The organism is Rossellomorea sp. FS2 (assembly GCF_047915635.1).
Lineage (GTDB): Bacteria > Bacillota > Bacilli > Bacillales > Bacillaceae_B > Rossellomorea > Rossellomorea marisflavi_A.
In genome coordinates, this window is sequence record NZ_JBLRVS010000005.1 from 392,216 (window position 1) to 411,399 (window position 19,184).

The 19,184-nt window shown below is 49.7% G+C and carries 21 protein-coding genes; 9 read left to right on the forward strand and 12 right to left on the reverse strand.

What is annotated here, in order from left to right; genetic code table 11:
* Positions 1-5 precede the first annotated feature (5 nt).
* Entirely contained in the window at positions 6-983 is a 978-nt protein-coding gene (locus ACNA6I_RS18345) for an LLM class flavin-dependent oxidoreductase (protein WP_159129980.1), read from the forward strand.
* A gap of 23 nt (positions 984-1,006) precedes the next feature.
* Here the strand turns inward: ACNA6I_RS18345 and ACNA6I_RS18350 are convergent, their stop codons facing one another.
* The 3 genes from ACNA6I_RS18350 to ACNA6I_RS18360 all read right to left on the reverse strand — a co-directional run bounded on the left by ACNA6I_RS18350 (position 1,007) and on the right by ACNA6I_RS18360 (position 3,528).
* Entirely contained in the window at positions 1,007-2,089 is a 1,083-nt protein-coding gene (locus tag ACNA6I_RS18350) for an MBL fold metallo-hydrolase (protein WP_416313943.1), read from the reverse strand.
* Positions 2,090-2,388: 299 nt separating this feature from the next.
* Positions 2,389-2,604 carry a hypothetical protein gene (locus ACNA6I_RS18355; protein ID WP_159129978.1) on the reverse strand — a complete coding sequence of 72 codons (216 nt, stop codon included), beginning with the start codon at positions 2,602-2,604 and terminating at the stop codon, positions 2,389-2,391.
* A gap of 501 nt (positions 2,605-3,105) precedes the next feature.
* A complete protein-coding gene (locus ACNA6I_RS18360; protein WP_048007089.1) occupies positions 3,106-3,528 on the reverse strand; it encodes an organic hydroperoxide resistance protein in 423 nt (140 codons plus the stop codon).
* Between the two features lie 185 nt (positions 3,529-3,713).
* Here ACNA6I_RS18360 and ACNA6I_RS18365 point away from each other — a divergent pair, with 185 nt between their 5' ends.
* The gene (locus ACNA6I_RS18365) at positions 3,714-4,148 is read left to right on the forward strand and encodes a MarR family winged helix-turn-helix transcriptional regulator (RefSeq protein ID WP_053071946.1); all 435 of its coding nucleotides are present in this window, start codon (positions 3,714-3,716) and stop codon (positions 4,146-4,148) included.
* Positions 4,149-4,150: 2 nt separating this feature from the next.
* On the opposite strand, the gene ACNA6I_RS18370 is transcribed toward ACNA6I_RS18365, so the two are convergent.
* The 3 genes from ACNA6I_RS18370 to ACNA6I_RS18380 all read right to left on the reverse strand — a co-directional run bounded on the left by ACNA6I_RS18370 (position 4,151) and on the right by ACNA6I_RS18380 (position 5,649).
* Entirely contained in the window at positions 4,151-4,438 is a 288-nt protein-coding gene (locus ACNA6I_RS18370) for a hypothetical protein (RefSeq protein ID WP_048013307.1), read from the reverse strand.
* A 136-nt stretch (positions 4,439-4,574) separates the two neighbouring features.
* Entirely contained in the window at positions 4,575-5,111 is a 537-nt protein-coding gene (locus ACNA6I_RS18375; protein ID WP_048007086.1) for a flavodoxin family protein, read from the reverse strand.
* Between the two features lie 79 nt (positions 5,112-5,190).
* Positions 5,191-5,649, reverse strand: a complete 459-nt coding sequence (locus ACNA6I_RS18380) for a hypothetical protein (protein WP_048007085.1) — start codon at positions 5,647-5,649, stop codon at positions 5,191-5,193.
* A 95-nt stretch (positions 5,650-5,744) separates the two neighbouring features.
* Here ACNA6I_RS18380 and ACNA6I_RS18385 point away from each other — a divergent pair, with 95 nt between their 5' ends.
* From ACNA6I_RS18385 to ACNA6I_RS18395, 3 genes are all read left to right on the forward strand, one after another.
* On the forward strand, positions 5,745-7,064 hold the full coding sequence (locus ACNA6I_RS18385) for a DEAD/DEAH box helicase (RefSeq protein ID WP_048007084.1): 1,320 nt from the start codon (positions 5,745-5,747) through the stop codon (positions 7,062-7,064).
* A 167-nt stretch (positions 7,065-7,231) separates the two neighbouring features.
* Positions 7,232-8,812: a long-chain-fatty-acid--CoA ligase gene (locus ACNA6I_RS18390; RefSeq protein ID WP_416313944.1), complete on the forward strand. Its 1,581-nt coding sequence runs from the start codon at positions 7,232-7,234 to the stop codon at positions 8,810-8,812.
* A 156-nt stretch (positions 8,813-8,968) separates the two neighbouring features.
* Positions 8,969-9,823, forward strand: coding sequence for a dimethylarginine dimethylaminohydrolase family protein (locus tag ACNA6I_RS18395; RefSeq protein WP_048007082.1), 855 nt, complete (start codon positions 8,969-8,971; stop codon positions 9,821-9,823).
* 65 nt (positions 9,824-9,888) lie between these two features.
* On the opposite strand, the gene ACNA6I_RS18400 is transcribed toward ACNA6I_RS18395, so the two are convergent.
* The 6 genes from ACNA6I_RS18400 to ACNA6I_RS18425 all read right to left on the reverse strand — a co-directional run bounded on the left by ACNA6I_RS18400 (position 9,889) and on the right by ACNA6I_RS18425 (position 15,331).
* Complete coding sequence (locus tag ACNA6I_RS18400; protein ID WP_187427141.1) at positions 9,889-10,038, reverse strand: hypothetical protein; 150 nt, start codon at positions 10,036-10,038, stop codon at positions 9,889-9,891.
* A 126-nt stretch (positions 10,039-10,164) separates the two neighbouring features.
* On the reverse strand, positions 10,165-10,479 hold the full coding sequence (locus tag ACNA6I_RS18405; protein WP_048007081.1) for a thioredoxin family protein: 315 nt from the start codon (positions 10,477-10,479) through the stop codon (positions 10,165-10,167).
* A gap of 60 nt (positions 10,480-10,539) precedes the next feature.
* Positions 10,540-11,634: a Ger(x)C family spore germination protein gene (locus tag ACNA6I_RS18410; RefSeq protein ID WP_048007080.1), complete on the reverse strand. Its 1,095-nt coding sequence runs from the start codon at positions 11,632-11,634 to the stop codon at positions 10,540-10,542.
* Complete coding sequence (locus ACNA6I_RS18415; protein WP_159129974.1) at positions 11,631-12,716, reverse strand: GerAB/ArcD/ProY family transporter; 1,086 nt, start codon at positions 12,714-12,716, stop codon at positions 11,631-11,633. The genes ACNA6I_RS18410 and ACNA6I_RS18415 overlap by 4 nt, the downstream gene beginning before the upstream one ends.
* Before the next feature lie 19 nt (positions 12,717-12,735).
* Entirely contained in the window at positions 12,736-14,247 is a 1,512-nt protein-coding gene (locus ACNA6I_RS18420) for a spore germination protein (protein WP_082139393.1), read from the reverse strand.
* 130 nt (positions 14,248-14,377) lie between these two features.
* Positions 14,378-15,331, reverse strand: a complete 954-nt coding sequence (locus ACNA6I_RS18425) for an ABC transporter substrate-binding protein (RefSeq protein ID WP_416313945.1) — start codon at positions 15,329-15,331, stop codon at positions 14,378-14,380.
* 220 nt (positions 15,332-15,551) lie between these two features.
* Between ACNA6I_RS18425 and ACNA6I_RS18430 the strand changes: the two genes are divergently transcribed.
* The 4 genes from ACNA6I_RS18430 to fhuF are packed head-to-tail and all read left to right on the forward strand — an operon-like array spanning position 15,552 to position 19,182.
* Positions 15,552-16,541, forward strand: coding sequence for a FecCD family ABC transporter permease (locus ACNA6I_RS18430; RefSeq protein ID WP_375540493.1), 990 nt, complete (start codon positions 15,552-15,554; stop codon positions 16,539-16,541).
* Between the two features lie 3 nt (positions 16,542-16,544).
* A complete protein-coding gene (locus tag ACNA6I_RS18435) occupies positions 16,545-17,600 on the forward strand; it encodes a FecCD family ABC transporter permease (protein ID WP_416313946.1) in 1,056 nt (351 codons plus the stop codon).
* 14 nt (positions 17,601-17,614) lie between these two features.
* Entirely contained in the window at positions 17,615-18,433 is an 819-nt protein-coding gene (locus ACNA6I_RS18440; RefSeq protein WP_048013298.1) for an ABC transporter ATP-binding protein, read from the forward strand.
* Positions 18,430-19,182: a siderophore-iron reductase FhuF gene (gene fhuF / locus ACNA6I_RS18445; protein WP_416313947.1), complete on the forward strand. Its 753-nt coding sequence runs from the start codon at positions 18,430-18,432 to the stop codon at positions 19,180-19,182. The genes ACNA6I_RS18440 and fhuF overlap by 4 nt, the downstream gene beginning before the upstream one ends.
* Positions 19,183-19,184: the final 2 nt, after the last annotated feature.

Genomic DNA, 19,184 nt, shown 5'->3' on the forward strand with positions numbered 1-19,184 from the left:
GACTCATGAAATTAAGCGTATTGGATCAAACGGTCCGGACCGTAGGAGAAGAGGCGGGGGAGGCGTTCAAACAGACAGGGGAGCTTGCGCGGCTGGCAGAAGAATGGGGCTATACAAGGTTCTGGGTGGCCGAGCATCATAATACAAACGGCATGGCTGGGACTGCTCCACAGGTGCTTATCTCACATCTTGCTTCCATTACAGAGAAGATCCGGATCGGTTCTGGAGGCGTCCTTCTGCCTCAGTACAGCCCGCTGAAGATCGCGGAAGATTTCAAGGTTCTCGAAACGCTTTTTCCCGGCCGAATCGACCTTGGAATCGGTCGGTCACCGGGTGGGTCGTATGAGACCAGGATCGCCCTTACTGATGGGGTGAAAAAGAGCATGAACGAATTCCCTCATCAAGTAGAGGCCCTTAAATCCTACTTGTGGAACCTGGAAGAAACCAAGGTCCGGGCATTCCCCATGACAGAAGGACGTGTGCTTCCGTGGATCCTCGGCATCACCCACAGGGGGGCAAGGCTTGCGGCGGAGCTCGGGACAGCGTTCACCTTCGGTCATTTCATCTCACCGGCCAACGGGAAGAGGGCGATGGATCTTTATCATGAACAGTTCCGGCCATCAGCAGGACTTCAGGATCCAAAGAGCAACGTGTGCATATTCGTCGTCTGTGCCCCGACACAGGAAGAAGCCGAGCGCCTTGCCATGACGCAGGATCATTGGCTGCTTGAAGTTGAAAGGGGCATCGATACCCGCATCCCCACACAGGCATCGTCGGAAAGCAGGATTCTAAGACCTTCGGAAATAGAGAAGGTCAAAGAAAACCGAAAGCGGATGCTTATCGGAACTCCCCAGAAGGTGAAAGAAGAGCTGGATATGCTCAGTGAAGTATACAGGACGGACGAGTTCATGATCATCACGAACATAGCCGACTTTGAGGCGAAGAAAAGGTCGTATGAACTGTTGGCAGAAGCCGTTCTATAAAAAAAGCATAAGGAGGCGCCTCCTTATGCTTTCCACCAGTAGGGTGTACCTCTCTCTCTTTTTTCCATTATCAGTCGTTCCCCGACTTTGGGGGTGAGGAGGGGGATATCCAATTGTTGTGCAGCGGCCGATACCCGTTCGATCGGATCGGTCCATGAATGGAATGAAAGGACGAATGCACCCCAGTGGACCGGAAGCATGAGGTCACCGCCCACATCAAGGTGGGCCTGGGCCGTTTCTTCCGGCATCATGTGGACGTCCTTCCAGCGGGGATCATATTGGCCGCACTCCATGATGGTCAGGTTGAACGGTCCGTAGTGCTCCCCGATCTTCTTGAAATGAGACCCGTAACCGCCATCGCCTGAATAAAACACCTTTTTCGATTTTCCCAGTATGCACCAGGAACCCCAAAGCGTAGCGTTCCGATCATTCAGGCTCCGTCCAGAAAAATGTCTCGACGGCGTAAAGGCAAGCTTGAGCCCTTTCCAATCCACTTCATCCCACCAGTCTGCTTCGGTGATTCGTTCTGCCTTGACTCCCCAATGCTCTAAATGACTTCCGACCCCGATCGGGACAAAGAATTGAGGGATGTGATCTTTCAATCGTTTGATGGTGCCGTAATCCAGGTGATCGTAATGATCATGTGTGAAAAGGACTGCATCGATGGGCAAAAGATCCTCGGTGGAGAACGGAAGGCCTTTGCTGAACCGGTTTCCGGCAAGCCACGGAAATGGAGTGGGAGCTTTTCCGAACATGGGATCCAAGAGAAGTCGTTTTCCTTCTAGTTCAAGTAGGGTGGCTGAATGGCCGAACCACGTGATGGCTGTCTCATGTATATGGGTTCCCGGCTTGACATGGACCATGGGAATGGCCTCTGCAGGCTTCCGCTCCGTGTCTTTTTTCATGAAGTCTTTGAGCATTCCGACGCTGGAGGAGAAGCTGGTGCCCATGTTGATTTCTTCTTTATTTTTAAATGATCCATCCTTGAATGCTGTGGAAGATTCCACGCGGGTTTTGGAAGGCTTTCTTCCCAGGGGTGGGTAGAAGCTCAGGATGGCAATGGTTGAGATGAGCAGGATGAGGACGATGGTGATGATGGCAGTCATGGCGTCGTTCCTTTCGAGAGTGGTTTAGATAGGAAAAGTATAGCTTGATTGGTGTTATTCTGTCCAAGATGGGGGATAGTCAGAAGTGGTGTTGGTTATTTTGTACTAAGAACTGTGAGTGGAGTCTGTATTAGTAGACCGTTCCATTTCGCTGCGGCGGCTGCTTTCCGGCGGGGAGGTAGCCTGAGCCGTTTCGGCTGGCGCCTCCAGGGTCTCAACCTTGCCTCTGATCCACGCAGGAGTCAGCCGCCTCCGCTTCATTGCACTCTTCAGTGGTTGAAGGGAAGTTGTTGCTTCATTCACAATCGAGTTAATTTCTTGCTGTTGAAGTGGGGAGTAGTAATACTAAGACCGTTCCATTTCGCTGCGGCGGCTGCTTTCCGGCGGGGAGGCATTTGAGCCGCTTCGGCTGGCGCCTCCAGGGTCTCAATCTTGCCTCTGATCCACGCAGGAGTCAGCCGCCTCCGCTTCATTGCACTCTTCAGTGGTTGAAGGGAAGTTGTTGCTTCATTCACAATCGAGTTAATTTCTTGCTGTTGAAGTGGGGAGTAGTAATACTAAGACCGTTCCATTTCGCTGCGGCGGCTGCTTTCCGGCGGGGAGGTAGCCTGAGCAGTTTCGGTTGACGCCTCCGGGGTCTCAACCTTGCCTCTGATTCACGCAGGAGTCAGCCGCCACCACTTCATTGCAGAAAGGGAAAGTTACTGTTTCCTTACAAATCATGATTGATTTTGTGCTGTTGAGGTAGATAGTAGTAGTATTAAGACCGTTCCATTACGCTTCGGCGGCTGCTTTCCGGCGGGGAGGTAGCCTGAGCCGTTTCGGCTGGCGCCTCCAGGGTCTCAACCTTGCCTCTGATCCACGCAGGAGTCAGCCGCAACATCCTTCATAAACGGAATAGGAAAGGAAGGTAGCCCTTTCTTTCATTGCTTGGAGTCAATCAAATCTTATATAAGAAAACCCGAGCCGAATCTCATAACGAGAATCGGCTCGGGTTCTTATGTGCTTGGTATGAATCAGAAGCTTTCTGTTTTCAATTCCACGTCGATGTTGCCGCGTGTTGCTTTGGAGTAAGGGCAAGCTTGGTGGGCTTTTTCGATCAGGTCTTTTGCTTCGCTTTCGTCAACGCCGTTGATGGCAGCTGTCAGGACGACTGCCAGTTTGAAGCCGCCGTCGGTGTCTTTACCGATAGAGACTTCTGCTGTTACGCGCGAGTCGATTTTTTTGCGTTCTTGGCGTGCAACCATGTTGAGGGCGCTATCGAAACATGCTGCGTAACCCGCTGAGAATAATTGTTCCGGGTTGGTGGAATCAATGTCTCCAGATCCGCCGAGAGACTTAGGCATCGCCAAATCGAAATCGATCAATCCGTCGCTGCTTACCACCTTACCAGTACGTCCGCCATCTGCTGTTGATTTTGCTGTGTATAATGCTTCCATGTTCATTCACTCCTTGAGGTTTTTTATTTTAATTAGGTTGTGCACAATTAATTACTACAAAACCTATGATACATCCGTTTGTTTGAGTTGTCAACAATTTAATTGTGCGCAATTAAATTTGATGATTTTGTTTTTATTCTGTATGATATCGATAATGAGTTCTAATAAGAAAGGACATGAAATCCATGAAGGAATTATTGCTTCTTGAAAATCAAATCTGTTTTAAAATCTACTCTGCCGAGCGGGAGATTACGAAATTATATAGAGAACTTTTGGATGAGATCGGCCTCACATATCCTCAGTATCTGGCCATGCTGGTTCTTTGGGAGAAGGGGACGGTGACCGTCAAAGAGCTCGGGACACATCTTTTCCTTGATTCCGGTACGCTGACTCCGATGCTGAAAAGGATGGAGGCGAACGGGTTGGTGGAACGCCGGCGTTCTGTTGAAGATGAACGTAGTGTATGTATTACCCTCACACAGGAAGGGGAAAACATGAGGGAAAAAGCTGAATGTGTGCCGACCCGCCTTCTTGAGAACCTGGATATGAACCCTGAGGAATTGATGCAGCTTGATGGCACGCTATCAACGATCTTGAAGAAGCTGCGGCATCAGGAATAAGGTTATTCGGCTGTTTCCTTCATCCCCCTGTAAGTCAGGAAAGACGTCTTCATGGATGCGAAGCTGCCGATGGCTGCATATCCATAAAAGAAGCCCATGAAGATCCCGGTGGCAAGATGACCTTTGTGGCTGACGAATATTGAGAGGAGAAGTCCGATGATGGTGGCAATCGTCGGTACCCAGAATGGGCGTGGTTTGATGGTGACCTTGATCAACTGGGTCAGGACGATGATGATGGGAATGGCCGTGACGGCATCCCAGAAATTCGTATGGATCGTCGGAAAGTCCATGCTGTCTCCACCTCTTCAACTGAATTAGTAGTAGTATAACCGGGTTCCCATGGCTTATTCTTTTGTAAACGTGGAGCACAACGTAAAAAGCCAGGCATTGACCATGCCTGGCTTTTTGAAATGGTGTTTATATCGGTTACTTGAATGCTTCATTCCAACGTGCTGCTTTAAGAAGGGATGCTTCATCATTCAGGATTTCGCCCGGTTTGACACCGGCACCTATGATATAGTCGACAAATTCCATGTTTACGAATTCGCAAATGTAATTGAATTGCTGTACAAGGGGGAGCCCCTTCACTTTGGCGCTGGTACCGCCTGTGATGATGACGTAGGCTTTCTTTTTCTTCAGTTCTTCCTTCAGGTTGAAACGGTCATCGCGAAGATACTGGCTCCAGCGATCGAAGAAGTCCTTCATCGGTCCGCTCATTCCGTACCAATACAGAGGGGTGGCGAATAATAAGACATCATGCTCTTCCATGAGGGTGACGAGTTTTTCGTAATCATCATCCACCGGTGAGAATCCTTCAGGCGTGTGCCTGAGGTCGGTGATGGCTTCAATGGTAAGGTCTGCCAGGGTGACGATGGTGTGATCGGTCCCTTCCACTGCTTTACGGGCAAGGGTTTCTGAATTCCCATTTTTTCTCGTACTACCTAGCAAAGTCAAAATCTTCAATCGAAGTCACTCCTTTTGTGAAATAGGCGATAGTATATTTAGTATGTCAACACACTTTGGTAGGTGTCACTTTCTTTTCTTACTTCCGGCGCTTGAAGCCTTCTTCCCGGAGATAATGGGCAGCGTCTTCATATCCGCCGAAACTGTCTTCGAGATTTTCCCCTGAATAAATATTCCAGCGATCATCTTCTTCAGTGAGCAAGAGGGTGTGTCCCTCTGCGTCGATCCAGGTCTGTTCTTCAGGCGGAAGGATTTCTTCTTCCGTACTTAGGAAGGAGATTGAATCTGCGATGATTGTGCGTAATTGCTCTTCATCAAAGTCCCTTACATTCACAAGTCCTTTGGCATTTGGCGAATAACCCGGAAGATTGCCTGTATAGACGAAGCCGTTCCCATTCGGGTGAAGGTGATAAACGACGGTCGTTTTTTCGTACAGGCTGTCTTCGAAGTGATAGTTCACCCGGCCGAGGGATACGTCCTTGCGGGTCAGCTCCTCGAACCCTTCTATGATCGTGCATTTTTGTTCAAACGTCAGCATGTTTCATCCTCATTTCTGTTTTCGATTGTCCCATTATAGCATAGAGCCTATGTATCTTGGTTCGTTCCATGTATAATGGACCAAGAGGTGACAGTATGAATGAGTTTAAAGAGTTAGGCATTGATCAACAGTATATCCAGGCATTGGAAGGGCAGTCCATCACGGAGCCGACCCCGATCCAGAAAGAGACGATCCCCTTGCTCATGGCAGGAAAGGACGTCATCGGGCAAGCCCAGACGGGGACAGGGAAGACCTTGGCCTTCCTGCTTCCGATGCTTCATTCCATAGATAGTAACAAGGACACGATCCAATCACTGATCGTGACTCCGACGCGCGAATTGGCGATCCAAGTCACAGCAGAGTTGAAGCAGCTTCTTGCTGCAACCGAGGAAGACATCAATGTCCTCGCCGTATATGGTGGTCAGGATGTTGAAAAGCAGATCCACAGGCTGAAAAATAAAGCCATCCATGTGGTGATCGGGACTCCTGGGCGGATCCTTGATCACGTTCGGAGGGGAACGATCGAATTCATCGATGTCTCGTTCCTTGTACTCGATGAAGCAGATCAGATGCTTCATATCGGATTCTTTGATGAAGTGGAATCCATCATCAGGGAGACGCCATTCACAAGACAGACGGCTTTATTCTCGGCAACCATGTCCAAGGATATCCGCAAGATCGGGAAGCGCTACATGAAGTCCCCAAGCAATGTGGAGATCAGGACAAAGGAGCGGATCGTCGAAGAGATCCGTCAGGAAGTCGTCGAGACAACAGACAGGAAAAAGCTCGATGCCCTCTCCAAGGTGATCAAAGAAGAGCAGCCATTCCTTGGCATCATCTTCTGCAGGACGAAAAGAAGGGTATCAAAGCTTTACGGAGAGCTCAAGGCACGTGGCTTCCTCGTGGACGAACTCCACGGAGACCTTTCCCAGGCTAAACGTGAAGGCGTGATGAAACGGTTCAGGGAAGTGAAGCTCCAGTACCTGATCGCAACCGACGTAGCCGCCCGAGGTCTCGATATCGATGGCGTCACCCATGTGTTCAATTACGATATTCCTCAGGATGTGGAAAGCTACATCCACCGGATCGGTCGTACGGGAAGGGCGGGGAAAGACGGCCTTGCCATCACATTCGTGGCGCTTAAGGACAAGCAGGATCTCCAGACGATTGAAAAAGGACTGGGATTGAATCTTCCGCGCAGGATCGTGGAAGTAGCGTTATCCCAGCCTACTCCAAAGGTGTCAGGTGGGGAGTCCACCAAAGATCGCAGGGAAAAGAACATCCGCGAAAGCAGGGACCGCAACAGGGGGAACCGCTCGAAGGAAAGACCGAGAGCGGGGAAATCTCAAGGGTCCGGTTCATCCCGCCGTGGTGGTGAGCGAAAGAGAAGCACGGATCAAAGAAGAAGTCGATAATGTGAACGGGGGCCACTGCCTCCGTTTTTTTATTCCAGGGAGAAACAAATGTAATCGGCCGCCTGTTGAAAAGGGAGACACTGGTTCTTTATTATGGAACTAAATGATTGAAAATTCACAAAAATTACCTTATAAATGAATCAAGGACAAATGAAGGGGTGGAGTTCATGCATGTACCATTGGTTTTAACGGATTTTTTGGACAGGGCTGTTGAATTGTACGGTGATAAGGTCGCGGTCATCGATGAGGAAAGAACGTTTACTTATAGTGATTTGAATCGACGGGTGAATCGTCTGGCAAGGGGATTGAAGAACGCCGGTGTGGAGAAAGGGGATAAGGTTGCATACCTCGCTCCGAACTCGGTGGAAATGCTTGAAGGGTTTTACGGTGTATTCAGTGTCGGCGGCATCATGACTCCGTTGAATACCCGTCTGAAACCGGAAGAATACCGGTTCATCCTCACTCACAGTGAAAGCAGGGTGCTTCTTGTTGATTGCGAGCTCCTTCATTTGGTCGAGCCGATCCTTGATGGGGTGCCTACACTGGAGAAGGTAGTGGTACATGGAGAGTATAGGGGGGAGTATGCCAATTATGAAGAATGGATTGCTTCTTTCGGAGGGGACCCTTTCAATCGGGAGCCGCTTGAGGAGACGGATATTGCCTCCCTTCTGTACACGAGCGGAACGACTGGAGATCCGAAGGGCGTCCTGTTGACGCACCGTACCAACTACTTGCACGCCATGTCTGCCATGCACCATTTACGTGTATCCGACAGGGATACGCTTTTGCATGTCCTCCCCATGTTCCATGTGAACGGCTGGGGCTCGCCTTTCTACTATACGGCAAATGGTGCCACACAGGTAATGCTGAGGAAGGTGGACCCGAAAAACATCTTCCGGCTTCTTAACGAGCACAAGGTAACGGTCATGCATATGGCACCGACGGTCCTTACGATGATATTCGATGAGTTCGAAGCATCGAATCCCACCCTGAATCAAAATGTAAGGGTTATCATCGCTGGTTCTGCCCCTCCTCCTGCTTTTGTGAGGAAAGTGGAGGAGGACCTTGGATGGGAGTTCGTCCAAGTATACGGAATGACCGAAATCGCTCCCCTCATCACCACCTCAGTGATTCGCTCAGCCGGAAAGGAAATCGAACGGGAGGATCGATACCGGTTGAAGGCGAAAGCCGGTTATGCCATGATTGGATCCCGCGTGAAGGTTGTGGATGAACGCGGAAGGGAGGTTCCTCATGACGGGTTGACGACAGGAGAGATTGTCACCCGGACCAACACGGTGATGGAAGGGTACTTTAAGAATCCGGATGCAACCTCTGCTGCGATCCGGGATGGGTGGCTCCACACGGGAGATATGGCGACGGTGGATGCCGACGGCTACATTGATATCGTTGACCGTAAGAAGGATGTCATCATCAGTGGAGGGGAAAACATCTCTTCTATTGAGGTGGAGGGGATGCTTTATGAGCATCCGGGTGTGTTGGAAGCTGCGGTCGTCGCCGTACCCCATGAGCGGTGGGGGGAAGTCCCCCATGCAGTGGTCGTGGTGAGGGGAGGGGTGGACGTCACGGAAGAAGAATTGATCGATTTCTGCCGGGACAGGATGGCGCACTTCAAGGCACCTAAAGGGATCACCTTCACGGATGAGCTGCCAAAGACTGCATCGGGTAAGATCCAGAAGGTCGTCATCCGGAATGCATTTTGGAAAGACCGGGACCGGTTGGTGCAATAACGAACGCTTTGTCAGACACCCTGCTCAACTCCTTTATATGGAAAGTCCATTGAGATATGCTGGGCTGAAAGGATCCATTGGTTTAATTAGACGTTTTGGATTCATACTAAAAGGGAAAAGGTTCAGACAGAGAATCTTTATTGAAGGGGTGTCACTATGAGTTTACATTTCCCGGTGATGGGGGATGCCATCCATTGCCCGAATGAATATGATCCACTAAAAAAAGTGGTGGTCGTTTCACCAGAGTACATGCACATAGAAGAAATCATCAATGAAACCCAAAAGCATTTCCTGAAAGAGAATATCGATACGGAGAAAGCCGTCAGGCAGCACCGTGAGTTCGTCAGGGTCCTTGAAAGCAACGGTTCCGAGGTCATCCATCTCGATCCTTCCAAAGAACTGAACGAGCAGGTGTTCACTAGGGATATCGGAATCTCCATCCATAACCGGTTCTTCGTTTCCGCCATGAACACGGAGATTCGTCAGAATGAAGTCATCACGTTGAAAAAATGGCTTGACGAGGAGGATATTCCGTATCACGAACTGCGGCATTCCATTGAGGGTGGGGATGTCCTTGTTGACGGGGAGCATGTCTGGGTAGGCATCAGCGGACGCACGAATGACCTCGCGGCTCAGCATTTGAGGAAACAGCTGCCGGATCTCAAGGTCCATACGCTGCCTCTGAAAGAAGGCATCCTCCACCTCGACTGTGTGTTCACGATCATATCAAGTGAATGGGCCCTCGTTTATCCGCCGGCATTCACTGAATCCGATTATGAAGAAATCAGGAAGCATTACAACGTCATCACGGTTTCTGAAGAAGAGCAGTTCAGGATGGGACCCAATGTCCTTTCCATCGGGGACGGCAAGATCATCAGCCTTCCACAGAATAAAGAGTTGAACCGACGTATTGCAGCTGAAGGGTTTACCGTAAAGGAAGTGGATCTGTCTGAAATCATCAAATCTGGTGGATCTTTCAGATGCTGTACGCTTCCGTTAATCAGACAATGATGATGAGACCGATTGAAAAGACCGCATCCGTGGTAAAGGATGCGGTCTTTTCAATACGGATTAAATCAATGGTCCTTATTTGTTTTATTCTGCTGATCTTTATTATGTTTATTTCCCTTGCTGTTATCGCCACTTGTGATTTCTTTGGCGAATTCAGTTGTTCCACGCTTTGGTGAATTTTGATTCTTGCTTCCCTCATTCGGTGATCTGGTCATGATCAAATCCTCCTTGATAAATTTAGATTCATAAGTAGGATTTCCGCATACAGAAAACTTATTCGGGACCCGAGGACGAAAAAAAGCCGGCCAGATCCACATGGGACCTGACCGGCCGTTGAGCATTTATAAGCTGCCGAGGAATTCGGTTACTTGCTCTGGTGTTTTGGCATTTGCACTGTGAAGATGGGCGATCTTCTCGCCATCTTTAAAAACAAGCAGGCTTGGAATCCCCATGACGTCGTATTTTTCAGCCAGTGCCGGAAGCTCGTCCTTATTCACATCGTACCACTTGAACTGATTGTACTCAGCCATGATGTCGTCGATGAACATATCCATCCGGCGGCAGTCAGGGCACCAGTCCGCATGAAACTTCACGATGACCGGATCACCAGAGTTGATGAATTCATAAAAGGTTTCTTCGTTTTTAATGGATTGCATGATGTATTACCCCCTTATGCCCATTTATTATACCGGATAATGAGAGATTGTAAATCGGTTCTACTCGACTGTACCGGCTTCAAGGATTTTCACCTTGGCTTTCACCTTGATGTCGGCTTTGGGATAGATCTCTTTTTTCCATTCTTTGAGATCGAATCCGCGGACCCCGTGCTTTTGATATTGCCCGATCCCTAATGGATCGATTCCAAGCTCCTGGAATGATTTTACCATGGCATTGCACTTATTCTCGATATCCGCCTTCATCCGGTTCTCAACTTCCGCCATCTGTTTGGCACCAAGGGTATCCCCCGTATATTCTTTGATGATGCCTCTGATGCTGATCTCCACGTTCACTTTCACGGGATCTGCCTTCCGATCCATGATGATCTTCTGTTTAGAATGAAGGCTGGTGACGGACGCTTCAATATTTTTCTCAGGTTTATTCGGATTCTTGCCCATCTTGATGACATGACTGCCTTCAGCGATCCTGTCGACCATGATCTTGAAGAAGAACATGTCTTCATCGGGAATTTTGCCTACAACCTTATCGTAGCTTAGAAGGGCAATTCCAGTTATGGCCACGTTGTTATCAGGTGTCTTCTTAATGATAGGCAGATAAGAGGATTGCCCCTTTTGATAATAATCGTAAAGGAACATATGGAGATTTGTCTCAGGCAACTCTCTTTTGGAAATATTGTGTTCAATAAGATTGTAGATATAGATCCCGTTCCCGCGATTCCCATATGTACCCTGGATCACATCGCTCGCATCCCCCTCCGTGATAATCAGGAAAACGCGCGCTCCGACACTCGCATCGCGCTGAAGGGAGTCAGCGATGTCGATGATCCCTTTTTCACTCAGTTTCTCCCCTATCAGTACGACATCCAGGGCACCGCGCACAAGGGGCTGCTGCGCACGCCGCTCGATCTTTTCGATGACTTCTTGTGTGGAGGAAGCTTCCTCAGATAAGAAGCCGTTCTCGATGCTCTTGTCGGGCATATAGATCGGGAAGACGGCTGTGCCCCGGATCCGATTTTCCGATACATAATCGTAGGCTTTACCGGTTTCGAGATAGAGGTCATCCAGAATCTCTTTTTCTACGCATCCGGAAAGGAGCACGCTTGCCATAAAAATCAGAAGGACATGACGCTTCATTGTTTTTTCACCTTCTTCGCGATATACACTAATACAAAAAGCAGCGGGATATAGAGAAAGTTGAAATAAAACCCGGTTTGTCCCGAAATGGTGTTCAATACATTGACCTGATCACGTTTATCAATGAATGTAAGGGCACATAGGCACAGGACTGCTATAAGGATCAGTGTATGGCGGTGCTTGATGGGGGTCATCCGTTTGACCACTCTGCTTGCACACCAAAGGGTGATGCACACATTGGGCAGGATGATCAGGCACCAGTTCGCAATGCCGATATATTCAAATCTTTCCACAAACGGCATCTCGACAATTTTCCACATGGATAAGGTTGCCCAGATGGTCTTATCAAGCTGGGCAGGTGCAAAGAATCCGAAGGAAATGATAGCGATGACGGTATAGATGGACGTAGTCAAAAACAGTCCCCACTGCGCGAACTTCTGGGATCGTTCAGGGTCCTTTATGAATGGGTAGAGCATCAGGATCGATTCGTAACCAAGATAGGTTAATGACATATCCCTCGTCGACAGGAGGATATCCATTACGCTGTGATCAAACACCGGGAGTAGGTTCCTGAAGTCAGCATATTTAAAGGTGAACACGAAGGTCAGAACCAGATAGCTTGGAAGCAGAGTGCCGAGATAGGATACCCCTGCTATCGTCCTGACACCCCCGCTTATAATGTAGTATGCAAGCAATAGGAAGAACAGGGAGAACAGGAAGGTGCTGAGGCGCGGATACATCCAAACCTGCACGACTTCTACATAGGAGCGGATGATCGTAATCACCAGCAAGCTGAAATACAGGGCGTAAAGAAATGAAAAGAAGTGACCGATCCATTTACCGAACACGTAGGTGTGGATCGACACCAAATCACCCTTCACCGTACCCAGCATTTTGTACATCAAGAACATGATGACATGGGTCAGCATCCCGGCAAGGATGACCGACATCCATCCATCATATCCCGCATGCATGGAAATGATCCGCTGAAAACCAAGCACTCCTGTCCCCACCTGAATCGAGTGGACAAGGAAGAAGACTAGGCCAGGCGATATTTTTCGATTCTCCGGTACGGGCTGCATGCGGTATCACCTCCTGAAATCACTCGTCTATATCCTTCTTCTTTTTGCTTCCTTCCGTTTCACGGAAACGGAAGGGCTTTTGTGTTCGTAAGAATTGAGGGCGCTCTGTCTGGGTGCTGAACGGAAATCTGATCAAGGAATCCCTTAAATCCTTTAGCCTTGGAGGATAAATCGGCGCAAGGATCGGTCTGCCCATGGATGTTAACTGAAGGAGGTGTCCCATCAGGAGGCAGAAGCAGAATACGATTCCGAGCAGTCCCCACAGTTGTGCAAATAGTAGAAAAGGGAATCGTAGGATCCTGATTGTATTGCTCATCCGGTATACGGGCGTAGTAAAGGATGCCAGCGCGGCAAGGGCAACAAGTATGAGCAGGACGTTACTCGTGATCCCCGCCTCTACGGATGCTGTCCCGATCACGATACCGCCTACGATACCAATGGTCTGCCCAACCTTGGTCGGGAGCCGAGCCCCTGCTTCCCGGAGGAGTTCGATGGTTAGTTCGAGGAAAAGCGCCTCAAGGATCGGCGGAAGAGGCACTTCCTGTCTTGATGTGACGAGAGTGGCCGTCAGGTCTTTTGGGATCAGCTCATAATGATAAGTGAGTGCAGCCACATAGATGGGAGTGATCAGAACCGAGAACGCAACGGCAAAGACGCGGATCAGCCTGAAGAATGAGGCTATAGAGAAGTTAAGGAAGTAATCCTCATAGGCATTGAAAAATTCAACCAAGGTTGTGGGGCCGATCAATACTTGCGGGGAACCATCGACCATGATGCCGATTTTCCCTTCAGAAAGCACTGACGCCACACGGTCAGGACGTTCGGAATCAAGGAGCTGGGGGAAGGGAGAATAGTTGTTGTCTGCAATGATCTGCTCGATAAAGGAGCTATCCATGATTTGATCGAAGTCGATTGCCTGCAGTCGTTTCTTCACAATCTCCACATTTGCTACGTCAGCCAGCCCATCAAGATAAATCATGGCCACCCGTGTGTGGGTCATGGAACCTACGTTCATTTCATCGACCACCAACTCTTTGATAGGGAGTCTTCTCCTCACAAGGTTGATGTTATCACTCAGATTCTCCACGAACGCTTCCTTCGGTCCGACGACACTGAACTCGACCTCAGGTTGCGACACTTCCCGTCCCATTTCATTTTTCGTGGCGATGAAGGCGAATTTGTGACTGCCCTTCATTTTCAGAAGGGTGTAGCCGTTATACAATTTCTGCTCGATGTCTTCTTCTTTTTTCGAAATCTGAATATCGAGGATCGGGACCAAGGTGACGAGATCATCAATGGAATGGAATTCCTTGGATAACAAGGAAGGAAGGACGTCTTCCTGAAGAATCTTCGGATCGATCATGGTCGTCACGAAATACAGGCTGAAATCTTTACCAGTGAACGGATTCCGGTAGTGGGATTCCTTGAAATCCGCAGACTTCCCGGCAATCTTTGCTACGGTTTCAAAGGTTTCTTTTTTGTTTTTCGAATCCGGTTTTTTCTTTTTTTTAGAATTGAAAAATGGAAACATGTTGATCCCTCTTATCGATGTTTGTCTAAAGAGTAGTGTTTCCGAACTTAGAAGAAATATGAATGAATGGTTCAAGACAGGAAGGAACGCAAAAAAAGCCCAAAAGGCCTGGAGCCTTCTGGGCAGGAATTCACTGTTTTTGGAGGAAAATCTCTTCAATATCATCCAGCATCTTGTTCGCTGCAAGCACGCCGCCTGCTGTATTCCAGATGGCATCGCTCACTTCATACACCTGGTCTTCTTTTGAGACGTTCAGGTTTTTGAAGAGGGGGTCGTTCAGCCAGTCTTCAGCCAGTTTGTTGGCTTCGCCGTCCCCGGTTTCGTAAGTGAAGTAGAAGAGGACGTCCCCATCCATGGCAGGGATCCGTTCCTTCGTCACGCCTTGCTCGGCGAGGTCATCGACTTCCTGTGATTCAGGACGTGCGAATCCGAGCTGGTCGAGGATCACACCGGAGAAGGAGTCCTTATGATAGATTCGGACATCGCCAGAGATGAAGCGTACCATGGACACTTCTTTCTTCAGCTGATCTCCCAGCTCCCCTTTCAAGTCTTCCACACGCTGATCATAATCGGCGATGACCTTCTTGCCCTCTTCTTCTTTGTTCACGGCTTTAGAGTATAGCTCAAAGTTTTCTTTCCAGTTGCCTCGAAGGGTCTCGGCCATGACGGTCGGAGCGATCTCCTTCAATTGATTATATTGCTCTTCCTGTCTCATCTTGTTCCCGATGATGAGATCCGGCTTGAGCTTGACGATGGCTTCGAGATTCAGTTCGCTTTCGGTCCCGACGACTTCAACATCCTTCATATCATCGGCGATATGATCATACCAAGGGTCACCGGTCCATGATTGAACGGCTCCTACCGGCTTCACACCAAGAGCGAGAAGGGCTTCGGTTCCTTCATTCGTCAAGATCACGACCCGTTTCGGAGTTCCTTTGACGGTTGCAGTCCCCATGGCATGCTCGACTTTATAGCTGTCTTCCTTGCCGCCTGAAGAGTCTTCCTTCTCTTCATTGTTGCCGCAGGCAGCGAGCAAGAGTATGGAAGAAATGAATAATAGCGTCAGTAAACTTTTCCATTTCATATGTACGTATCCTCCTGAGTGATAATCGTTATCAATTACAAATTTTATAATAATTGAGAAGGGTTTCATTGTCAATCCTTAATTGATAATGATTTTCAAAGTCATTGACGCAACCTTCAAACTTCTTTAAAATAGATAGAGATAAAAAGAGAACGGGCGGGCGTAAAGATCGGTCTCGGGTCTGCGTCCGGATCCTGGTTAATGGAAAGGGAAACAGATGATGAAACCGAAGAATCAGCTGCTTCTATTCGCAGGGACGGTCGTAGTGCTGATCGCATTCATTGCACTGAGCATCGTGTATGGATACACGGATACGTCCTGGAAGGCAGCGTTCGATACATTTATGGAACCAGATGGCTCGACTGAACACCTGGTGATCCAAAATATCCGGCTTCCCCGTGCGCTCATTGCTGCGGCAGTCGGGGCTTCCCTGGCCATTTCAGGGGTGCTTATGCAAACCTTGACGAAGAATCCCCTTGCTTCACCCGGAATCTTCGGGATCAATGCGGGAGGAGGATTCATGGTCGTCATGGCCGTGACCCTTTTCGGCGTCACAAGCCTTCAATCCTTCGCATGGCTCTCATTCCTCGGTGCGGCCATCGCTGCTGTCGGAGTCTTCATCATCGGCGGCGCATCGGGTTCCAACGGATTGACGCCCATGAAGCTGACGCTTGCCGGCGCAGCCATCACCGCGATGTTTTCATCCTTCACCCAGGGACTTCTTGTTCTGAACGAAGCGGCACTCGAACAGGTGTTGTTCTGGTTGGCCGGTTCGGTCCAGGGAAGGAGCCTTGAAATCCTTGCAGGGGTGTTTCCTTATATCCTCGCAGGGTGGATCCTTGCCCTCATGATAGCCGGTAAGATGAATATACTTGCCATGGGGGAAGACGTCGCCAAAGGACTGGGCGTCAAGACGAATATCCTGAAGGTGATCTCCCTCGTTGCCGTGGTCCTTTTGGCAGGAGGATCCGTGGCGGTGGCAGGGCCGATCGGCTTCATCGGGATCGTGATCCCCCACATCGCCCGGAAGATGATCGGAGTGGATCACCGCTGGCTCATCCCGTATTCCGGCCTGCTTGGTGCCATTCTTCTATTGGCAGCAGATATCGGGGCCCGCTATATCATCATGCCGCAGGAAGTGCCTGTCGGCGTGATGACAGCTGTCATCGGGGCACCATTCTTCGTGTATGTGGCCAGGAGGGGGTACTGAGCAATGAGTCGTTTTACAGGGAAAAGATGGTTGAAAGAACGGGTATCCGTTCTTATGGATACATTGGCTTTAAAGAAAATCGTTCTCCTGATGGTACTCACAATGCTTGCCGTGATCATCAGCACCGGCATCGGTGATATGCAGATTGCGCCGTGGAAGGTGGTATCCGTCTTCTTCGGGGGCGGTTCGAGCATCGATCACCTAGTGGTCACATCCTTCAGGCTTCCAAGGATCCTCATCGCGCTTCTGGCAGGGATGGCCCTTGCCGTTGCAGGTGGGATCCTTCAGGGCATGATCCGCAACCCCCTTGCTTCCACGGATATCATCGGGGTGACAGGTGGTGCAGGGGCAGCCGTCGTCGCTTTTCTGACGATTTTCAGCAACAAGGATAATACATTGATGGTCAGCATCAAATGGCTCCCGGTGGCAGCTTTCATCGGTGCGGCGATCATCGCTTTCCTCGTCTATTTCCTGGCGTGGAAGAAGGGTGTTTCCCCCGTAAGGCTCGTCCTCATCGGAATCGGGATCTCTGCCCTTACCCAGGCATGCACGACGCTTTTGATGATCATGGGTCCGATCTACCGGGCAAGTCAGGCAAACATATGGATCACCGGCACGGTGAATGGATCAGACTGGCAAGACGTATGGATCCTGCTTCCGTGGAGCATCATCTTCATCTTCCTGAGCTTCATGATCACCCGTCAGCTGAACATTCAGGAGCTTGGTGAGGAAGTGGCGACAAGTGCAGGTGCCAACGTCCAGCGACAAAGATTCATCCTGCTCCTCATGTCCACGGCATTGGTCGGGGGAGCGGTCGCTTTCGCAGGTGGGATCGGGTTCGTCGGATTGATGGCGCCCCATATGGCGCGGCGACTCGTGGGCTCGTCATTCGGGGCACTGCTTCCCGTGGCGGCACTGATCGGCGGACTGCTTGTGATGCTCGCAGACCTGATCGGAAGGACACTGTTCCTTCCCCTGGAAGTACCGGCTGGGGTGTTCACCGCCGCGATCGGAGCCCCTTACTTCATCTATCTATTATTCAAAACCAGACATTCTTAAAGGAGTTGGCCAGAATGAGCAAGTGTCTTCAAACGAAGGATCTGACATTGGCATATGGAGAAAGAACGATCATCGATCAGATGGACCTCGACATACCCAAGGGTGAAATCACGGTTTTCATCGGAGGGAATGGCTGTGGGAAATCGACGCTGCTGCGCTCTATCGCCCGCTTATTGAAACCGAAGGAGGGGTCCGTCCTTCTTGATGGTGAATCCATTTCCCGTTTGTCGACGAAGGAAGTTGCCCGGAAAATGGCCATTCTCCCGCAAACTCCGGTATCACCTGAAGGATTGACAGTCCTTCAACTTGTGAAGCAGGGAAGGTATCCCCACCAGTCATGGCTCAAGCAGTGGTCCCGAAAGGATGAAGAAATCGTTGAAGATGCGCTTCGTGCAACGGGAATGGAGGAATTCCGCGATCGCAAAGTGGATGAACTATCCGGCGGTCAGCGTCAGCGTGCATGGATTGCCCTGACCCTCGCACAAGATACGGATATCATCCTCCTGGATGAGCCGACGACCTATCTCGACATGACCCACCAGATCGAAATCCTCGATCTCCTGTTTGAGTTGAATGAAAGGGAGGGCCGCACGATCGTCATGGTCCTTCATGACATCAACCTTGCATGTCGATATGCTCACAATATCGTGGCCATTCGTGACCGGGAAGTCTATGCACAAGGTAAGCCGGAGGATGTCATCAGCTGTGAATTGGTGAAGAATGTATTCGGCATGGACTGTCAGGTTTCAAGTGATCCATTATTCGGCACTCCGCTCTGCATTCCGTTCGGGAAAGGGCGCTGCATCCTCAAACCTGTCGGTGTCACGGGATGACGGTAGCCGGTCTGAGCAGGGACCAATGGCGCATACTGGAGAAATATCGTTTCACGGTGCACGATGGTGAAGACGGTACCGATGTGGCATCTTTACTCGATCCTGCCGAATTGGACGTGTACATCTCAAACAGGCTCCATTTAATCGGGACGGAAGACCGTACGGCAGCCGCATCGATCTTTATGAAACGATACGCTTTCACCGCTGCCATGGCGCTCATGGCAATGACCTGCTGGAATCGTAAGGTGGACGTGAACCCCAAGAACATGGTTCTAGTCGATCACATGAAAAGTGGACTGTGGCTCCCCCATGTGCATTTGAAAAACGCAGATATGGAAACGTTCCATTCTACAGAAGAGAAAAGGACATATACTCAAGCCCTCTTTAACGAAACGATTGTTCCAGTGATCAAGGCCGCGAAATCTTCATTCAACGTGCCAGAGATGATTCTTTGGGAAAATGTCGCAGTCTATATCTATTGGATCTATGAGACGGACGATTTTTTTACCGGTGAAAGGAATGGAGCTGACAGGGATGGGGACTTCCGGATGCTTCTGTCTGAAGAACATGCCCACTGGTTCGGGACCTGCAGGAAAAATCCCCTCAACCGCTTTTTTGGAGAGAAATCTCCAGTCGATGGGGAATTGGTGAGAGTGAGAAAGACGTGTTGCTTTTCATACCGGGTCGGAGGAGTCGCCGGTAAATGTATAACCTGTCCCCTTCATGACGGGAACAGAAAGGAGAGTTGAAC